Below are 15,890 nucleotides of genomic sequence, written 5' to 3' on the forward strand. Positions count from 1 at the left end.
TGCGCTCTACAGTGGCGATTTGGCTGCGATTCTTCTGCCGAATCCGCTATTTGTTACGAACCTCTAATCGAGAAACTTTCCGTAAAAATCTCGACGACGTCCGCGAATTACCTCGGATGATCGTCCATGCCTATGACTCGATTTGACCGAAAAACCCTTTTCTTCAGCCTATTCGTTGTTATAGCAGCGCTATGCATCTATCTCCCAGGCCTTCATCACTCTCTCATTTTTGATGATGCCCGCCTTGGCGATGGAACCATCTTCGGCGCTTTCGGAAATCTGCTGGAATTACAGCCTCGCATGCTGTCTTATGGCAGCTTTGTCTGGCTGCAGCCGCTGTTTGGTGATAGTTATGCCGGGCAAAGGGTGGTTAATCTACTTTTGCATCTAGGCACCTGCGTCGCCATTTTCATGTTGCTGCAAGAGCTTCTCCTCTCGGTGGAGTTTCCAGCCAATACGGTTGCTGATCCGGATTTTGAGGCGTCAAAGCGCGCTGCGCTGCTGGTGGCCGTGGGCCTTTTTGCGGTGCATCCGGTTGCCACGTATGCAGTGGGCTATCTGATCCAGCGGTCCATCGTGATGGCTGCGCTGTTTTCCGCCTTGAGTTGCTATGCCGTTGCGCGTGGATTCAGAACAAAAAAAGTCGCCTGGTTTGCCTTCGCTTTGCTCGCGTATGTGCTGGCACTCATGTCCAAAGAGCATTCGGTCATGGTGGCGGGCGTCTGGATTGCGATCTACATTTTCGTGGCGCGTCCAAAGTGGCAGCACACGCTTGCGGTCTCAGGCATAGCGCTTGCTCTGCTGGCAGTTGCGGTGATGCTACTTATGCAGCGATATGGCGCCATCATTGGAGCTGCCGCATTCGACGGACCTTCGGTCGGCTATGTGAAGCAACTGGAGGAACTCAAGCCGGGAATTTCAGCGAGCATTTACCCCATCAGTGTCGTCAATGAAACGGCGCTTTTCTTCTACTACGGTTTTCTTTGGTTCGTCCCCAACGTGTTGTGGATGTCCATCGATATGCGCCCTGGCTTTCCTCTGTCGCCCACTGATTTTCCGCAAGTACTTGGAGCAGTTGGCTTCCTCGCTCTTGCCGGCGGCTCCTTCTGGTTGCTGTTAACGAGACGAGACCGTTGGGGGTTTGCAGCTTTGTGTGTGCTCAGCGTCATCTTGCTGTTTGGCACTGAGTTGGTCACCTCCTGGGTGCAAGACCCCTTTGTCCTTTATCGGAGCTACCTTTGGGCATTGCTGCTGCCCGGCCTTGTGGCCGTCATGTTGGTTGGTCTGAAAACTCGCACCGTATACGCCTGCGGCATCGTCGCCGTTCTATTGTTCTCTGCCCTCGCTTGGGAACGCGTACAGACATTCCGCAACGACTTGACCCTCTGGTCTGATGCCGCACAAAAAATCGATCTCTCGGCTCAGCCCAATGCCGTGGGCCGGTGGCGGTCGTTTCTGAATAGAGGTGCCTATTACCTGGAACACGGTGAAGACAAGCTGGCCCTGGCGGATTTCGCCGAGGCCTTCAAGCTCGGCGAACCCGTGGGCACGGCCGCGTTTAACGCGGGTATGGCACTTCGGATGCTGAAACAGTACCCGCAATCCCTGGAAGCCTTGGCCAAAGCGGAGTCGCAAGGATTTACCGATGCCCCGCTCTACTATCAGCGAGCAGAGGCTCTCAAGGCGATGGGTCGGTTCAATGAGGCCTACGAAAATTACTCCACAGCACTGTCCAAACCGCAAACGGACGAGGTCAAACAGACCACCTTGCTGCAAAGGGCCGAACTCGCCCTTCCCGCTCGCCAATATGCAAGTGCCATCAGTGATTTCACGGAACTGCTGAAACTACAACCCGATTCCGAGCGATATCTCGTAGGTTTGGGGATCGCCAACGTAGGCGCCCGCAAAATTCCCGAAGCGATGAGCATCTTCAATCGCCTGCTGGCCAATAAGCCGGGTGCTCCCGCTTACTACGGACGAGCACTTGCCCACGCTGCATTGAATGACAACGTCAGTGCGGTGCAGGATATCGATCGGGCCATTGCACTTGAACCGGCCAACCCGGGATACAAGCAAATGAAGGCCCAGTTGGAAGCGGGTCCGGGTGCCAAACCAGCACCGGCGGCCTCCAGGTAGCCCATGACTCGTTCTCTACATGGTCGAGTGCTCCACATCGGCAAGTTTTTCCCGCCTCATCGTGGCGGGATGGAGTCATTTCTTGCAGACCTGATCGAGGAGCAACGCAAGCAAGGGCTCTACGCTATTGGCCTGGTGCACGGCCAGCCTCGGCAAGAAGACCCCTCCTGGTTACATCGCGTGCGAGTACAGACTGAAGTGCTCTATGCCCCAATGGGAATGGGCTTTCCGTTCAAGCTTCGGAGGTTAATACGGGAGTTCGAGCCGGACGTCATCCACCTGCACATGCCCAACAATGCCGCGTTCTGGGCGTTGATCATGCGCAGCGCCCGGCGAATTCCGTGGGTGGTTCACTGGCAATCAGATGTCGTCCCCTCACGAGTTCGGCGCGCGCTTTCAGCCGCTTACATGCTCTACGAGCCTTTCGAGCGGGCCATCCTCTCGCAGGCTTACCGTGTCATCGCAACTTCACCGCCCTATCTTGCTGCCAGTCCTACGCTGCAGCCATGGTTGGACAAATGCTGCATCGTCCCACTGGGCTTGGCGGACCAATCTCCCGCCTCCCCTCAGGCCGGTATCTCCCAGAAAACCTTGTGGAGGCCGGGGGCGTTTCGCCTGCTATCGATTGGGCGCCTGGTTTATTACAAGGGCTTTGAAACCCTCATCAGGGCAGTCTCCTCTATCCCCGGCGTTCAGCTATTGATCGCGGGCGAAGGTGAGATGCGTCCCGCCCTCGAAGCCCTGATCGAAAGCTTTAAGGCCGAGACCGGACAAGAGTCTCCCGTGCAACTGCTAGGCGCGGTCTCAGAGGCCGTAAAGCATGAGCTGCTCGAGACGTGTGATGTCTTCTGCCTGGCGTCTTGCGAGCGAACCGAATCATTTGGTCTCGTCCTGATCGAAGCCATGCAACATGCCAAGCCGTGCATTGTTTCTGACCTTCCTGGCTCTGGCATGCCCTGGGTTGTCAATGAAGCCGGTGCCGGGGTTCATGTACCGCTGGATGATTTGCAAGCCTGGCAGGCAGCCATCAATCAATTGCGCAGTTCACCAGATATGCGCCGCCAGATGGGCGAATCCGGGCAGCATGCGGCTGCCGGGAAATTCTCCATTGCCACATGCGCGTGGACCATAGCACGCCTGTACGCCAACGCATCCCCGGAAATCGGACGTGCCGACCTGGACAAGGATACGCTGATCATTCTTCATGCTCAAAGCGAAACCCAGGTCTCGCAAGCGCATGTGGACGCACTCCGTAGCGCCGGTTGGCCAGATATCTTGATCGTCGGTTCGCATGAGCCCATAGAGAGGCTTGAAGGCGCATTAGCGCTTCGCTCAATCCTCCCCATGGGTGCCTGGAACAGCATTCAAACCGGCCTGCGCCACGCATTGCAGCACGGTTATAAATACGCCTTCACCATCGATGCGAACAGCTTTCCAAGCACGGACGCACTGAATACCCTGAAGGGAGCCATTCAGAAGCCTTCTGCGCCGGACGTCGTGATTGGCGCCTTTCCCCAGCCTCTCAGCAAGCACCGCCTGTGGGCGTGGAAATGGCTCAAAACCTTGACAGGCATCAGCCTCCAAGACCCTTCGTCTTCCTTTCGCCTCTACAACCACGACGCCATGGTGGTGTCAGCCTCGCGCGAAGCCACTTTGTTGGATCACGAAGATATCGGGACGCTGCTGTTGTTTCGCAAATCACGCCTGAAGGTTGATGAAGTGGCGGTTTCTCCATCGTTGGAAAGCCTTCAAACTGCCTCGCCCGAAGACTCGCTCGCCGCAACCGTTCGGTATCTCATCGCCACCACGGTGCTGTGCTGCTCGAACTGGTCTACTCGGCCGAAGCGACGATAAGCGTGCTCTTACTCCCTCTCCCCTGCGATAGACTGATGCAGGCGCGCCTGCCGAATTGAGCCCCAGAACCCGAGGCTCTGGGCTGGTTTAACCCCCTCTCCCGCCTGCGGGAGAGGGTCGGGGTGAGGGCAAGCAGCGGTCGATTGAGCACTGCGGTTGCTAGTAGCCTTCTGCTCTTGTCTTTGGGTCGAGAGCCCGGAATTGCGCCCGGCAGCGCCGTCACTCTCTACACTTCAATCAACGGCCGCAAGCTAGCTCACAAAGCAAAGGCGAGGCGAGCGCCCCGGCACATGTAAAAAATGCGTATTTACGGCGAAATGATTAAAAAATTGACCGTGAAAGTTCCAAAAGAAAACCTCGGGATTCTGCTGGGATTGATTGGCCTCTTTTTTGGTATTTTTGGTGCATTTCTGGCATTTTTTCAAGCGCCATTGATTGGCTATTGGATTGGCATATTTGGATTTTTTTTAGCGTTTTGTGGGTTGATCGCTCACTTCGTACTCAACGCCGACCAGATTTTTAGAGGTCAGTGAGTGGGTCCGCAAACCTTAGGCGATGCTCAACCTGGCAACGGAATGGGTGATGCTTTTGATCCAAATACTCCATCGGTGTCGACTGGAATCACTCCAGCAGGAGCACCGACGAACAAGCTGTTTGAGTCTCAACGAGACAAAAGAGCCTTGAAATGATCCTCATGCGCGCGGCCTTCGGAAATCAGCCAATCGTGAAACGCGAGGACATCTTTATCTTCCCTCAGATCCTTTGGGAAGGCCACCATGTAGGGCTCTGAAGGCATTATCTTGTTGGGGAACAGCGGTTGCAGTCCCGTAGGTACAACTCCGTCCTGTAGCAAATAGACCGGCCCCATGGCAACACCAAGGCCGTCCCGCGCAGCCTCCAACGCCAGGTAAGTGTGGTCAAAGCTAAGGGTGCTCTTGGGGGAGAGCATCGGCTCCCCTGCGAATCGGAGCCAGTCTGACCAATCGGCTGGTCGCATATCGGCGACAAGCCAAGTCACCCGACTCAGGTCACCGGTAGTTGTCAGCGGGCCGGCCTCCAAAAGACTTGGCGCGCACACCGGGGTCAAGGCTTCTGCCATGAACTGAGTTTGGTGAAGGTCCTTTCCTGCCAACACGCCGCGAGTAATCGCGATGTCAACCCCAGGAGGCAACCCATCTTCTCGTGATCGGCGGTTATTCAGCTGAATGCGAATGCCAGGATTGTCGGTAAGGAACGAAGTCAGTCTAGGCACCAGCCAACGAAGCGTAATGGTCGGGGGTGCGCTGACGATCAAATGGCGTACGGAGCGATCTGAGGTGATTCGGTTAGTTGCCGACGCGATCCAATCAAAGGCGGGCTCCACCACACGCAGCAATTCGCTGCCAGCTTTCGTGATCACCAGCCCTTTGGAGGTTCGATGGAACAAGGGAACAACGAGCCAAGCCTCAAGTGTGGCGAGCTGCTTGCTAATCGCACCATGCGAAACACACAGTTCGTCAGCCGCCTTGATGGTGCTTCCGAGTCGTGCGACGGCTTCGAAGGCTTTAAGGCTGTTGAGTGGAGGAAGTCGGCGCATCAATGTGAGTTTTTCTCCAGTGCTCAGCGATTAATTCTAGCTCGACCGAGTTGCTCCATGCACCTATTCTGCTGGCATTGATAACAACAATCAGAGACGCACATGAATCCCAAACTAGAAATCCTACGTAGTGCCACGAAGTCGACCGCAGATACATTGCCGTGCAAGTTAACGCCTCGCAACCTCATTATTTGTGGCGGCTTGGCAATCGCTTTGGCCGCCAGTAGTGCGTTCGGACAGGCCGAACGATATCCAAACAGACCCGTGAAACTTGTGGTGCCGTTCGAACCCGGTGGCAGCACTGACAGCACCGCACGTTATCTTGCGCAAAAGTTAGGCGAAAAACTCGGGCAATCCTTCGTTGTCGAAAATCGCGGTGGAGCTGGCGGGAACATTGGTACAGACCTCGTCGCCAAGGCTAAACCGGACGGCTACACACTGCTGTGGGCCAACGTGGCACCCGTGGCTATCAATCCGCACCTCTACAAGAAGATTCCGTACGATTCGGTGAAGGACTTTGCGCCCATCACATTGGCAACAGTGTTCCCCAATGTCATTGTGGTCAAAGCCTCCTTGCCAGTGACCTCCGCGAACTTCCTGGAGAAGGCCCGGGGCGAGTTAAAGGGGATGAGCTATGGATCCGCCGGCAATGGTAGTTCAACACATCTGGCCGCGGAATGGCTCAATACCTCCCTGCAGGCCCAGTGGCTTCACGTGCCCTTCAAGGGAGGTGGGCCAGCCCTTCTCGCGGTGGCCGCTGGCCAAGTGGATTTTTACGTCAGCAGCATTCCAGCCGCCCTTCCAATGCTGAAAAACGGCTTGGTGAAGGCAATTGCCACGACGGGAAAACAACGTGATCCAGCGCTCCAAAATGTACCCACCATTGCTGAGTTGGGCCTCCACAATTACGAAGTTATTAACTGGAATGGGCTCTTGGCACCGGCCAATACGCCGAAAGGTGTCATCGAAGCACTGAACAAGGCAACAGTGGAAATCCTGTCGTCGCCGGAGGCGAAGGCAGGTCTACGCGAACAAGGCGCGGAGCCAGCTCCCATGACGACGGAAGCCTTTACCGACTATCTTAGAAGTGAGTCAGCAAAGTGGGTGAAGATCATCAAGATGGCCAATGCAAAAGTAGATTGACGCTTGTGGCCAATACGCTGAATACATCGAGCGAACCCGCCGAGCACACCTACGACCCACTGCTACTGAAGCTTGCCGAGTACGCCTCGTCAGTTGCGGCTCCAACAGGTGCGACGCTACATACAGCAGGCTTGTGTTTGGCTGATTCCGTAGGATGTGCGATTGCGTCGCTCCGGGACCCGGAGTGCACCCAGCGACTCGGGCCTTGGGTACCTGGCAGTGCCGTTGCAGATGGTGTTCCGGTTTGGGCGACGGGCCATGTGTTGGACCCTGTCAAGGCAGCGCACGATCTTAGCGTGATGATCCGCTGGCTGGACTTCAGCGACACCACCTTCGTCGGCGGCCATCCTTCCGATAATTTAGGCGCCCTTCTTGCTGCGGGCGACTACCTGAGCCGCTGGCGGGTGAGATCCGGAGGCCCTGCACTCATCATGGCGGACATCTATGCAGCCATGATCGGCGCCTATGAAATTCAGGGGCTATTGGCAGCCGATAACCGCTTCGATCATCCGTCTATCGGGTTGGACCATGTGATTGGCGTCAAACTCGCCTCTACAGCCATGGCCGCACGACTCTTGGGTGCAGATGCGAACACGATCGCCGCTGCCCTGTCGAGCGCGTTCCTTGATGGGCATTCCCTCAACGCCTGCCGCCATACGCCGAACGCCGGAAGTCGCAAGGGCTGGGCAGGCGCAGATGCGGCCAGCCGGGGCGTCTGGCTAGCTCTAAGTGCCGTAAGAGGGGAAATGGGCTACCCGAAAGCGCTGTCTGCACCAACCTGGGGTTTCGAGGCTGTCTACCTTGAAGGAAAACGCGTGGAATTAACGCGTCCCCTGGGGAGCCTCATCCTCGATAACGTGATTTTCAAACTCCATCCGTGTCAGCGAAACACAACCACAGCGGTGGAGAGTGCGTTGCGTTTGCATGAGTGGTTGTCAGGGCGGTTGTCCAATATCAAGCGCGTCACGATTCACACGCATGACGAGGCGATGCGGCGGGCAAACAAAACCGGACCGCTGCCAAACCGTGCGGCGCGAGATCATTCAATCCAGTATGTCGTTGCGGTCGCGTTGCTACACGGCCGCTTGATGCCAGACGACTATTCGGACACGGTGGCAAATGATGATCGCATTGACTGGCTACGCGAACGCACCGTGGTTATAGAGAATCAAGGCTATACACGAGATCACCACGATATGGCTGTCAAAAGCTGCGCGAACGCTGTGCAGATTGAGCTGGAGGATGGGACCATATCTGTGCTTGAGGAAACCCTCTTTCCGGCTGGCGACCCGTCGAGACGGGACGTAGCCGTCCCTGCCCTGAAGGCGAAATTTCATACCCTTACAAGCTATTTCTGGCAGGAGCCACACCGCAGTCAATTGTTGGCACGTCTCCTCGACGTGAGCACCATGGCGAAAATGCCCGTTCCCACCTTCATGGATATGCTCCGACTTGATGTCACTCACCAACACCAGACGCAGGTTGAAGGCCACGAAGGCCGTCGTCTCTAGTTTGTCCAGCAAGTCAGCATTGGAAAATGCGTCATCGTGGATGTCCCTCCGCACGATGGCGCGATTTTTCCGGGGTAGCGATCAAACTCGGCCTCCAGCACCTGGAGCGACACCAGTTAGCTCAGTTCTTGCTGCGTCAAGTGAGGTGCTTGTAAACCTCGACCGTCCGATCGACACAGGCCTGCCAGGAAAAATCCTGAGCCCGCGTTAAGCCTGCAGCGATAGCCTGTCGTCGCCACTCACCGTTCTGCAATGAATCCAGTATGGCGTGATGAAGTTCGTCCACGTTCAGTGGATCAATCAATCGCGCTGCACCACCAGCCACCTCGGGCATGGACGACACATTGGATGTAATCACTGGCACGCCGCTGGCCATGGCCTCGGCTATGGGCAAGCCGAAGCCCTCATAGACTGAGGGATAGACGAAAAGGCGAGCTCCCGAATACAAGTAAGGCAGGTCTTCCTGGGGCAAATACTTCAGGTAACGGAGCCAACCCGCCGCTTCAGCAACGCGCATTCGCTCGTGCGTGTGCTCCGAACGCCAGCCGGTATCTCCAACAAGCACCAGTGGCCACTCCTTGCGCATAGCCAGAGGCAGTGCCTCATACGCAGAGAGCAGGCGGTCCACGTTCTTGCGTGCCTCAATGGTGCCAACAAACAAACTGTAGCCACCTGCCCGCAAGCCATACCGGGAAAGGCACGCCGCCAGCACTTGTGGGCTGCGAGGCGAGAACGAAGGGTCAGTACCCAGGCCAATCGCCGTGACGCGGTCTTCCGACCAGCCAAAATCTTCGATCACTTCCTGCCGCACCGCTTGGGAGTCGGTAATGATGTGATTGGTCATTCGCAGGCTGCGCGGGAGCGCGGCGTTCATATAGTTCACCCTTGCCTCGGGGTGAAACTGCGGGTAGCGCATGTGGGATAGATCATGCGTCGTACTTACCGTGGGGCCTGGGAATTTCGGTACGAAATAATTGGGCGAATGAAAAATGGAATCCCTGACGGTCTGTAAGCGCAGGCGATAAATCGAAGGGGTTACCAGTTGATAAGCCTTCACCGCCACAGGAACGCGCGCCAGCATGCTCCGCAAGGATCTTCGCGGCGGCTCCGGCGTTTCATTCGTTGCTTCAGAACTCAACTTGGCTTGCGCTTCCCTGGCTGTGCGAGCGATGGGATCCTCCATCCACCGGCCAAAAGAAAAATAGCGCAGGTTGCCAATCTCCGAATGCGATTGCAATCCCTTGACTAGCTCGTAGGCATAACGCCCAATGCCCGTGAGGGGCGGTGCAATGGCATCAACAGCCACCACCAAATTCAACCGGCTCAAGATCTGGGCTCCGGAGCCGACTCACCCTCGTCCAACATCCAGCGCAAGGTCTCCTTGAGTGGCACCTGATTCCAATCTCCTATGGCAGCACGCAAACGGGAAGTGTCTGCGCAGAGCGTGCGCACCTCGTTGGCCCGTACGAAGGCAGGGTTCACTCTGACTTCCAGATGATGGCCCGTGAGCTGCTCCACCATTTCGACGACAGCGCGCAACGAGTGCGTCGTGCCCGAACCTACATTGAACACCTCGCCTACAGGCGCCGCGTCCAGCAAAAGTCGATACGCGCGAACGACCGCCCGCACGTCGGAGAAATCACGCCAGACATCAAGATTGCCCAGCTCCATCACCGCGACTCGCCTTCTGAAATGATCCACGATCTTGGGAACCAGAAAGCTCTTGGCCTGCCCTACCCCTGTGTAGTTGAAAGGCCGAGTCATCACGATAGGCAGACGAGGTAGCCAAAGCTTGGCCATGTACTCCATGGCCAGCTTGCTCACTGCATAGTCATTGGCGGGGTCTGGCGGGGTGGACTCATCGATCTCTCCGCTGGCAGCGTTGCCGTAAATATTGGCACTACTGGCCAATAAAACGCAACCAGGTGGCACGGGTAACTCAGCAAGCGCATGTAGCAAGCTGTGGGTGCCCATGACATTCACGCGGTAAAAATCGGTGGCATTGCCATGGCCTACAAATGCGACCGCAGCCAAATGCACAACGGCGGTGGGCTGAGCGCGGGCTACAGCCTCGCGCAGCGCAGACGCGTCGTTCAAATCAGCCACCAACATGCGGCTGGTATCCGAACCCGCAGTTGCGTTCCGATCCGAGTGCTCAGCCAGACGCCAAACTTCCCAACCGTGTGAAGTCAACTCTTCCACCAGGTGCCGCCCGGTGAAACCGGTGGCCCCCGTGACAAGCACCCGCCGTGTAGACATCAAAAAGAAAATCCGGCCGTATTGCGACGCAGATCGGCCTCAACCATCATCTGGCAAAGCTCCTCCAGGTTCGTTTTTGGAGTCCACCGCAGCTTCTCGCGAGCTTTGCTTGCGTCACCGATCAGCAACTCCACTTCCGCCGGCCGGTAAAACTTGGGGTTTACCTTCACAAGAGTCTTGCCGGTACGCGCATCCACTGCAGATTCTTGCTCCCCGCTACCATGGAATTCGATGGGAATTTCTGCTGCCGCGAATGCCAGCTTCACGAAATCACGGACCGTTTCTGTGCGTCCGGTGGCCAGAACGAAGGTATCTGGTTCATCCACCTGAAGCATGCGCCACATGCCTTCCACATAGTCCTTGGCGAAACCCCAGTCCCGCTTGGCATCCAGATTGCCCAACTCGAGCGTTTCCTGCAGGCCTAGCTTTATCCGGGCGACCGAGTCGGTAATTTTGCGTGTGACGAATTCACGACCACGCAGCGGGCTTTCGTGATTGAAAAGGATGCCGCTGGCACCAAAGATGCCGTAGCTTTCACGGTAGTTCACCGTCATCCAGTGTGCGTACAGCTTCGCTACGCCGTACGGGCTACGTGGATAAAAAGGCGTTTCCTCCGATTGAGGTATCGCCTGCACTTTACCGAACATCTCGGAAGTGCTGGCTTGGTAGAAGCGAACCTTCGGATTCACGATACGGATGGCTTCGAGCAGATTCACTGCCCCTATGCCAGTGATCTCTGCTGTAGTAACAGGCTGCTCAAACGACACCCCGACAAAGCTCTGAGCCGCCAGGTTGTACACCTCGGTCGCCTCGGTCTTTTGCATCAAGCGAATGCTGGAAGACAGATCTGTGAGGTCGTACTCCACGAGATGCAGATTGGGGTGATTCTGAACACCCAACTCCTCCAACCGCCAAAAGTTGACCGAACTCGTACGCCGGAAGGTGCCATACACCTCGTAGCCTTTGTTCAGTAGCAGTTCTGCCAGATATGCGCCATCTTGACCGGTGATCCCAGTCACAACCGTCTTTTTCAAATCTCAATCCTCGATCTCTAATAATTGGAGTCCAGCCTTGCCCATTCGCTTAACAACGCTCATGGTGAAGAAGCTGGCGAACGCTAGGGCTGATCGGTACCGGGTAAGGCTTGGCCTTTGGCATTTTCTGCAGCCAGAATGGAAACCACCTGGTTCAGCCTGCGCAGCTGTCGCTCTATGCGCGTGTTCACCATGTCTGCATGCAGTGCCTTGATGAACAAAATAACGCCCACGCACAAAAACAGGAAAGCCGGCGGATACACCACACCCACCCAGACTGCCAACTGATCAATCAGACGGGGCCAGATGCCGAACAGCGCGGCGGCCATCGCCACCAACATCCAGAACAGGCCATGGGGCCAGTGCAGGTGGTCGCGGCGCACCAAATACAGAATCAGCAACGCCAGCCCTATCCCAAGCAACAGTGTCGTAGTTTGAAGATTCCCCATGGCTTGGCGACAGCCTGTTCCTTTTAGTGCAACGTGTGGCTCTGATTGTAGGCGGTCAGTCCCCTCCTCTGACACACGCCAACGCCTGAGTTATCTCAGAACGTGTTCAAGAACACGCCCTGGAGTATCTACCACAACGAGAATAATTCCCGTTACGGTATTATGTGAAATGACATTTCCCATCAAGGATTAATTCAGCATGAAAAAACGACTGGTGCTTTCCGCAGTTGCGGCTACTACTATTTCAGTCATGTGTGCCGGAGCTGTTCAGGCACAAGATCAGGCCATCAATCTTTATTCCGCTCGGCACTATGCATCGGATGATGCGCTGTATGCCAACTTCACCAGGCTGACTGGCCTCAAGGTCAATCGAGTGGATGCAGATGATGCGGGGATCATCGCGCGCTTGAAAGCAGAAGGATCTGCATCGCCTGCCGACGTTATTTTGCTGGTGGATGCCGCACGGCTCTGGCGCGGCGAACAGGAGGGGCTGTTCCTGCCCGTCAAGTCAGAGTCTCTGGAAGCCAGAATTCCCTCGAGCCTGCGTGCCACGCCAGTGGCTGAGGGCACACCATGGTTTGGTTTTTCGACGCGCGCACGGGTCATCGTGTACGACAAGACTAAAGTCAAACGTGAAGATGTGGAGACCTACGAAAAACTGGCCGATCCAGTCAACAAAGGCAAGTTGTGCATCCGCTCCGGCTCCCACCCCTATAACCTCAGTTTGTTTGGCGCCGTGCTGGAGCACATGGGCCCTGAGAAAACGGAAACCTGGCTCAAGGGCCTGGTGGCCAATATGGCTCGCGCACCCAAAGGTGGTGATACGGACCAGATCAAAGGCGTAGCCTCCGGCGAGTGCGGTGTGGCAGTAACCAATAGCTACTACCTTGCGCGCCTCATGCGATCAAATTCGCCTGAAGACCGGGCGGTGACTGAGCGAGTGGGCGTGGTGTTCCCCAACCAATCCAGCTGGGGCACGCACGTGAACGTGGCCGGTGGTGCCGTGGCGCGCTACTCCAAGAATGTTCCTGGGGCCGTCAAATTCCTGGAATACCTTGCCAGCCCAATAGCGCAAAATCATTTTGCCAACGGCAACAACGAGTGGCCAGCAGCATCCAGCGTCACCTTTGACAATGCCGCACTGAAGTCCATGACCGGCGGCAAGCCATTCAAGAGCGAGACTATTCCTATTAGCGCGGTGGGTGCGAATCAGGTGAAGGTTCAGCAGATGCTCGACCGCGTCGGGTTCAAGTAACTCGCAGCAGATGAGGGCGCGCCTCCTTTGAACAGCCTCTCAGGCTGCATCAAAGAGGCGCCAGCCTTATCAGTTTCCCGTTTGGACTGTCTGTGACGACATAAAGCAGGCCATCGGGGCCTTGGCGCACGTCGCGGATGCGCTGGCCAACCTCCTCCAGCAGTTTGTGTTCGGCCACCACCTTGCCGCCTTTGAGTTCAATGCGATCAAGGTATTGGAACTTCAGCGAACCAATGAAAAGGTTGCCTTTCCACGCAGGGCCATACCGGTCGCTCGTGAGAAAGACCATGCCTGAAGACGCTATGGAGGGCGTCCACTGGTGCAGAGGTTGCTCCATTCCCGGTTTCGCGGTCAACCCTTCGCCAATCTTTCCACCGCCGTAGTTTTCACCATAGGTAATCACCGGCCATCCGTAGTTTTTACCGGCCTGCGGGAGATTGATCTCATCGCCGCCCTGCGGACCGTGCTCGTGCATCCAGAAGGTGCCATCTGGGGCGAGCGTGGCGCCTTGCCCGTTTCGATGGCCGTAGCTCCAGATCTCTGGCAATGCGCCGGGCTGAGAAACGAAAGGGTTGTCTTTAGGGATGGAGCCATCCTTACCAATACGCACGACTTTGCCCAAGTGGTTGTCCAGCTTCTGGGCATCGTCCTTGCGCGAAAAACGGTCACCCAGGGTTAGAAACAGAGTGCCGTCGTTTGGCCCCTTTCCTTCACGCAAAGCGATTCGGCAGCCAAAATGTGCGCTGCTCCCCACTTTGGGCTTCTGACTGAAGATCACCTTCAGATTTTCCAGCCGCCTGGAATCGTCAGACAACCGCGCCCGGGCGAGTGCAGTGCTGTTGGTGGTGCCTGGCCCTGGCTCCGAGTAACAAAAATAGATGGTGCGATTCTGGGCAAACCCGGAATCAGTCACGACGTCCAGTAAACCGCCCTGCCCGCCAGCCGCCATCTCAGGCAGCCCGGAAACAGGCGCCTGCAGCCTCCCGTCAGCCTCAATGACTCGCAAGCGGCCAGGCCGCTCAGTAACCAGAAAACGGCCTTCGGGGAGAAATGCCAAAGCCCAAGGGTGTTGCAGCCCGGTCGCCACTGTCTCGGGTTTGACAGCAACTTGCCCTATAGCACAAGTTGAGCCAAATAGGAGCGCCGCGGAAACATAAATCGATAAATAAGCTTGCATATGATGACAATAAACGTCAAAGTTGTCCTACACTACGCGCTCGGCTCGAAATCATGTTTGCACCTGATTTCGAAGTGTTGCGCGGTGGTCTGCCAGATCCAAATCAGCAGAAACCATCAATTCATAAAACGATCGATCAAGATTTACAAGCATGAAATGCCCGCCGTAAGGTGGTGATTTGCTTGGATTTCCCATCGTATAGATTCGTATATTCGCATACATGAGCAAGAGCAAACTGTTTGCCGCCATCATCGCCCTCGCTGCCATGAATGCCGCCTACGCGGCACCCGCACAAGACGAAATCGACAAACTCTTGCTTCAAAAGGGCCTGATGGCCCGCCTCGGCGACTCCATTCAGCAAGCCACAGACCGCGCTGCAGATCTCGTGGTCAACGCCATGGGCGCTATTGGCGTACCTTACCGCAAAGGCGGAAACACAGTTGAAACTGGTTTTGATTGCAGCGGCTTTGTTCGCGCGATTTACCAGCAAACCGTTGGAATGGTCCTGCCACGCCGTGCAGAAGAGCAGGCAGCCGCCACGGAGCACATCGAAAAAGCTGAGCTAAAGCCCGGAGACCTAGTGTTTTTCAACACGATGCGGCGTGCCTACAGCCATGTCGGCATTTATGTAGGGGATGGAAAATTCATCCATTCACCGCGCACAGGCTCCCACGTGCGCGTAGAAAACATGCAGATAGGTTATTGGCAGAAGCGGTTCAATGGAGCGCGTCGTGTACTTGATCACGCCGAACAGGAACAGCCAAGTAGTTCGCGCGTTACCACGCGTGAATCCCCGTCTCCACGAAGTGTTCGCCTGGGGGGAAGCTTCTCGCAGCCCTCAGTCTCCGTACAGCCAGATGCCAAGCTTGGCATAGGCGAAGGTATCTAACGCCTGCGCCCAGTCGTGCAGGCTTAGGACGTGTTGACGCTCCAAGCGAACACGTCATCACCGCCGCGTCAATCGTCAGCAGCGTCCAGGCCCGGGAACATCACATCGGTGAACCCAAAAAGCTCGAAATTTCTCATTCGCATGGGGTAGAGCTTTCCCACGAGGTGGTCACACTCATGCTGAACCACACGAGCGTGAAACCCCTCTGCTTCCCGGTCTATGGGGTCGCCATAAGGGTCAAATCCCGTGTATCTGATTCTTTGCCACCGCGGCACCATTCCGCGCAGGCCTGGAACTGAAAGACAACCTTCCCAATCGTCTTCTTCGCTGGCTGACAGCGGCGTAATCACGGGGTTGCAAAGCACAGTGCGCGGAACCACTGGCGCATCCGGGTAACGCGGATTGGGCGCCCCACTCCCAAAAATCACCACCTGCAAATCAACGCCAATCTGCGGTGCAGCCAAGCCCGCGCCATTGGCAGCGCGCATGGTGTCGATGAGATCGAGCACCAGCAAGTGCAATTCGTCGGCGTCGAAATTCTCGACCGGTTTGGCGATCCGCAGTAGTCGCGGATCACCCATTTTCAAAATAGGATGAATAGCCATAG

At 56.2% G+C, this 15,890-nt stretch carries 14 protein-coding genes; 7 read left to right on the top strand and 7 right to left on the bottom strand.

Going from position 1 to position 15,890, the window contains the following annotated elements:
* Positions 1-126: 126 nt before the first annotated feature.
* The 3 genes from G518_RS0108805 to G518_RS0108815 all read left to right on the top strand — a co-directional run bounded on the left by G518_RS0108805 (position 127) and on the right by G518_RS0108815 (position 4,523).
* Positions 127-2,136, top strand: a complete 2,010-nt coding sequence (locus tag G518_RS0108805; RefSeq protein ID WP_028602226.1) for a tetratricopeptide repeat protein — start codon at positions 127-129, stop codon at positions 2,134-2,136.
* A gap of 3 nt (positions 2,137-2,139) precedes the next feature.
* Complete coding sequence (locus G518_RS0108810; RefSeq protein WP_036594070.1) at positions 2,140-3,990, top strand: glycosyltransferase; 1,851 nt, start codon at positions 2,140-2,142, stop codon at positions 3,988-3,990.
* Positions 3,991-4,289: 299 nt separating this feature from the next.
* Complete coding sequence (locus tag G518_RS0108815) at positions 4,290-4,523, top strand: hypothetical protein (RefSeq protein ID WP_028602228.1); 234 nt, start codon at positions 4,290-4,292, stop codon at positions 4,521-4,523.
* Positions 4,524-4,651: 128 nt separating this feature from the next.
* Here G518_RS0108815 and G518_RS0108820 read toward each other — a convergent pair whose 3' ends face one another.
* Positions 4,652-5,566 carry a LysR substrate-binding domain-containing protein gene (locus G518_RS0108820; protein ID WP_051236258.1) on the bottom strand — a complete coding sequence of 305 codons (915 nt, stop codon included), beginning with the start codon at positions 5,564-5,566 and terminating at the stop codon, positions 4,652-4,654.
* Positions 5,567-5,668: 102 nt separating this feature from the next.
* Between G518_RS0108820 and G518_RS0108825 the strand changes: the two genes are divergently transcribed.
* Both G518_RS0108825 and prpD read left to right on the top strand, forming a co-directional pair.
* Positions 5,669-6,709, top strand: a complete 1,041-nt coding sequence (locus tag G518_RS0108825; protein ID WP_051236261.1) for a Bug family tripartite tricarboxylate transporter substrate binding protein — start codon at positions 5,669-5,671, stop codon at positions 6,707-6,709.
* Positions 6,710-6,714: 5 nt separating this feature from the next.
* Positions 6,715-8,220: a 2-methylcitrate dehydratase gene (prpD, locus tag G518_RS34425; RefSeq protein ID WP_169457919.1), complete on the top strand. Its 1,506-nt coding sequence runs from the start codon at positions 6,715-6,717 to the stop codon at positions 8,218-8,220.
* A gap of 136 nt (positions 8,221-8,356) precedes the next feature.
* Here the strand turns inward: prpD and G518_RS0108835 are convergent, their stop codons facing one another.
* The 4 genes from G518_RS0108835 to G518_RS0108850 all read right to left on the bottom strand — a co-directional run bounded on the left by G518_RS0108835 (position 8,357) and on the right by G518_RS0108850 (position 11,962).
* Positions 8,357-9,547, bottom strand: coding sequence for a glycosyltransferase family 4 protein (locus tag G518_RS0108835; protein ID WP_051236265.1), 1,191 nt, complete (start codon positions 9,545-9,547; stop codon positions 8,357-8,359).
* Positions 9,544-10,479 carry an NAD-dependent epimerase/dehydratase family protein gene (locus G518_RS0108840; protein ID WP_028602232.1) on the bottom strand — a complete coding sequence of 312 codons (936 nt, stop codon included), beginning with the start codon at positions 10,477-10,479 and terminating at the stop codon, positions 9,544-9,546. Before G518_RS0108840 ends, G518_RS0108835 begins: the two co-directional genes overlap by 4 nt.
* Positions 10,479-11,513: a GDP-mannose 4,6-dehydratase gene (gene gmd, locus G518_RS0108845; RefSeq protein ID WP_028602233.1), complete on the bottom strand. Its 1,035-nt coding sequence runs from the start codon at positions 11,511-11,513 to the stop codon at positions 10,479-10,481. Before gmd ends, G518_RS0108840 begins: the two co-directional genes overlap by 1 nt.
* 83 nt (positions 11,514-11,596) lie before the next feature.
* On the bottom strand, positions 11,597-11,962 hold the full coding sequence (locus tag G518_RS0108850; protein WP_028602234.1) for a DUF2304 domain-containing protein: 366 nt from the start codon (positions 11,960-11,962) through the stop codon (positions 11,597-11,599).
* 199 nt (positions 11,963-12,161) lie between these two features.
* Between G518_RS0108850 and G518_RS0108855 the strand changes: the two genes are divergently transcribed.
* Complete coding sequence (locus G518_RS0108855; RefSeq protein WP_028602235.1) at positions 12,162-13,217, top strand: Fe(3+) ABC transporter substrate-binding protein; 1,056 nt, start codon at positions 12,162-12,164, stop codon at positions 13,215-13,217.
* Between the two features lie 49 nt (positions 13,218-13,266).
* Here the strand turns inward: G518_RS0108855 and G518_RS0108860 are convergent, their stop codons facing one another.
* Positions 13,267-14,394, bottom strand: a complete 1,128-nt coding sequence (locus G518_RS0108860) for a PQQ-dependent sugar dehydrogenase (RefSeq protein ID WP_084651600.1) — start codon at positions 14,392-14,394, stop codon at positions 13,267-13,269.
* 220 nt (positions 14,395-14,614) lie between these two features.
* Here G518_RS0108860 and G518_RS34430 point away from each other — a divergent pair, with 220 nt between their 5' ends.
* A complete protein-coding gene (locus tag G518_RS34430) occupies positions 14,615-15,283 on the top strand; it encodes a C40 family peptidase (protein WP_084651601.1) in 669 nt (222 codons plus the stop codon).
* A 68-nt stretch (positions 15,284-15,351) separates the two neighbouring features.
* Here G518_RS34430 and def read toward each other — a convergent pair whose 3' ends face one another.
* Positions 15,352-15,888 (bottom strand): peptide deformylase, encoded by a 537-nt coding sequence (def, locus tag G518_RS0108875; protein WP_028602237.1) that lies wholly within the window; start codon positions 15,886-15,888, stop codon positions 15,352-15,354.
* Between the last annotated feature and the right edge of the window lie 2 nt (positions 15,889-15,890).

It is taken from the genome of Ottowia thiooxydans DSM 14619 (genome assembly GCF_000422885.1).
GTDB lineage: Bacteria > Pseudomonadota > Gammaproteobacteria > Burkholderiales > Burkholderiaceae_C > Ottowia > Ottowia thiooxydans.

Coding starts and splice junctions, on each gene's coding strand:
- G518_RS0108855 (WP_028602235.1), top strand. CDS start 12,162: ATGAAAAAACGACTGGTGCTTTCCGCAGTTGCGGCTACTACTATTTCA.
- G518_RS0108860 (WP_084651600.1), bottom strand. CDS start 14,394: ATGCAAGCTTATTTATCGATTTATGTTTCCGCGGCGCTCCTATTTGGC.
- G518_RS0108825 (WP_051236261.1), top strand. CDS start 5,669: ATGAATCCCAAACTAGAAATCCTACGTAGTGCCACGAAGTCGACCGCA.
- G518_RS0108840 (WP_028602232.1), bottom strand. CDS start 10,479: ATGTCTACACGGCGGGTGCTTGTCACGGGGGCCACCGGTTTCACCGGG.
- G518_RS0108805 (WP_028602226.1), top strand. CDS start 127: ATGCCTATGACTCGATTTGACCGAAAAACCCTTTTCTTCAGCCTATTC.
- G518_RS0108820 (WP_051236258.1), bottom strand. CDS start 5,566: ATGCGCCGACTTCCTCCACTCAACAGCCTTAAAGCCTTCGAAGCCGTC.
- G518_RS0108810 (WP_036594070.1), top strand. CDS start 2,140: ATGACTCGTTCTCTACATGGTCGAGTGCTCCACATCGGCAAGTTTTTC.
- G518_RS34430 (WP_084651601.1), top strand. CDS start 14,615: ATGAGCAAGAGCAAACTGTTTGCCGCCATCATCGCCCTCGCTGCCATG.
- def (WP_028602237.1), bottom strand. CDS start 15,888: ATGGCTATTCATCCTATTTTGAAAATGGGTGATCCGCGACTACTGCGG.
- G518_RS0108815 (WP_028602228.1), top strand. CDS start 4,290: ATGCGTATTTACGGCGAAATGATTAAAAAATTGACCGTGAAAGTTCCA.
- G518_RS0108850 (WP_028602234.1), bottom strand. CDS start 11,962: ATGGGGAATCTTCAAACTACGACACTGTTGCTTGGGATAGGGCTGGCG.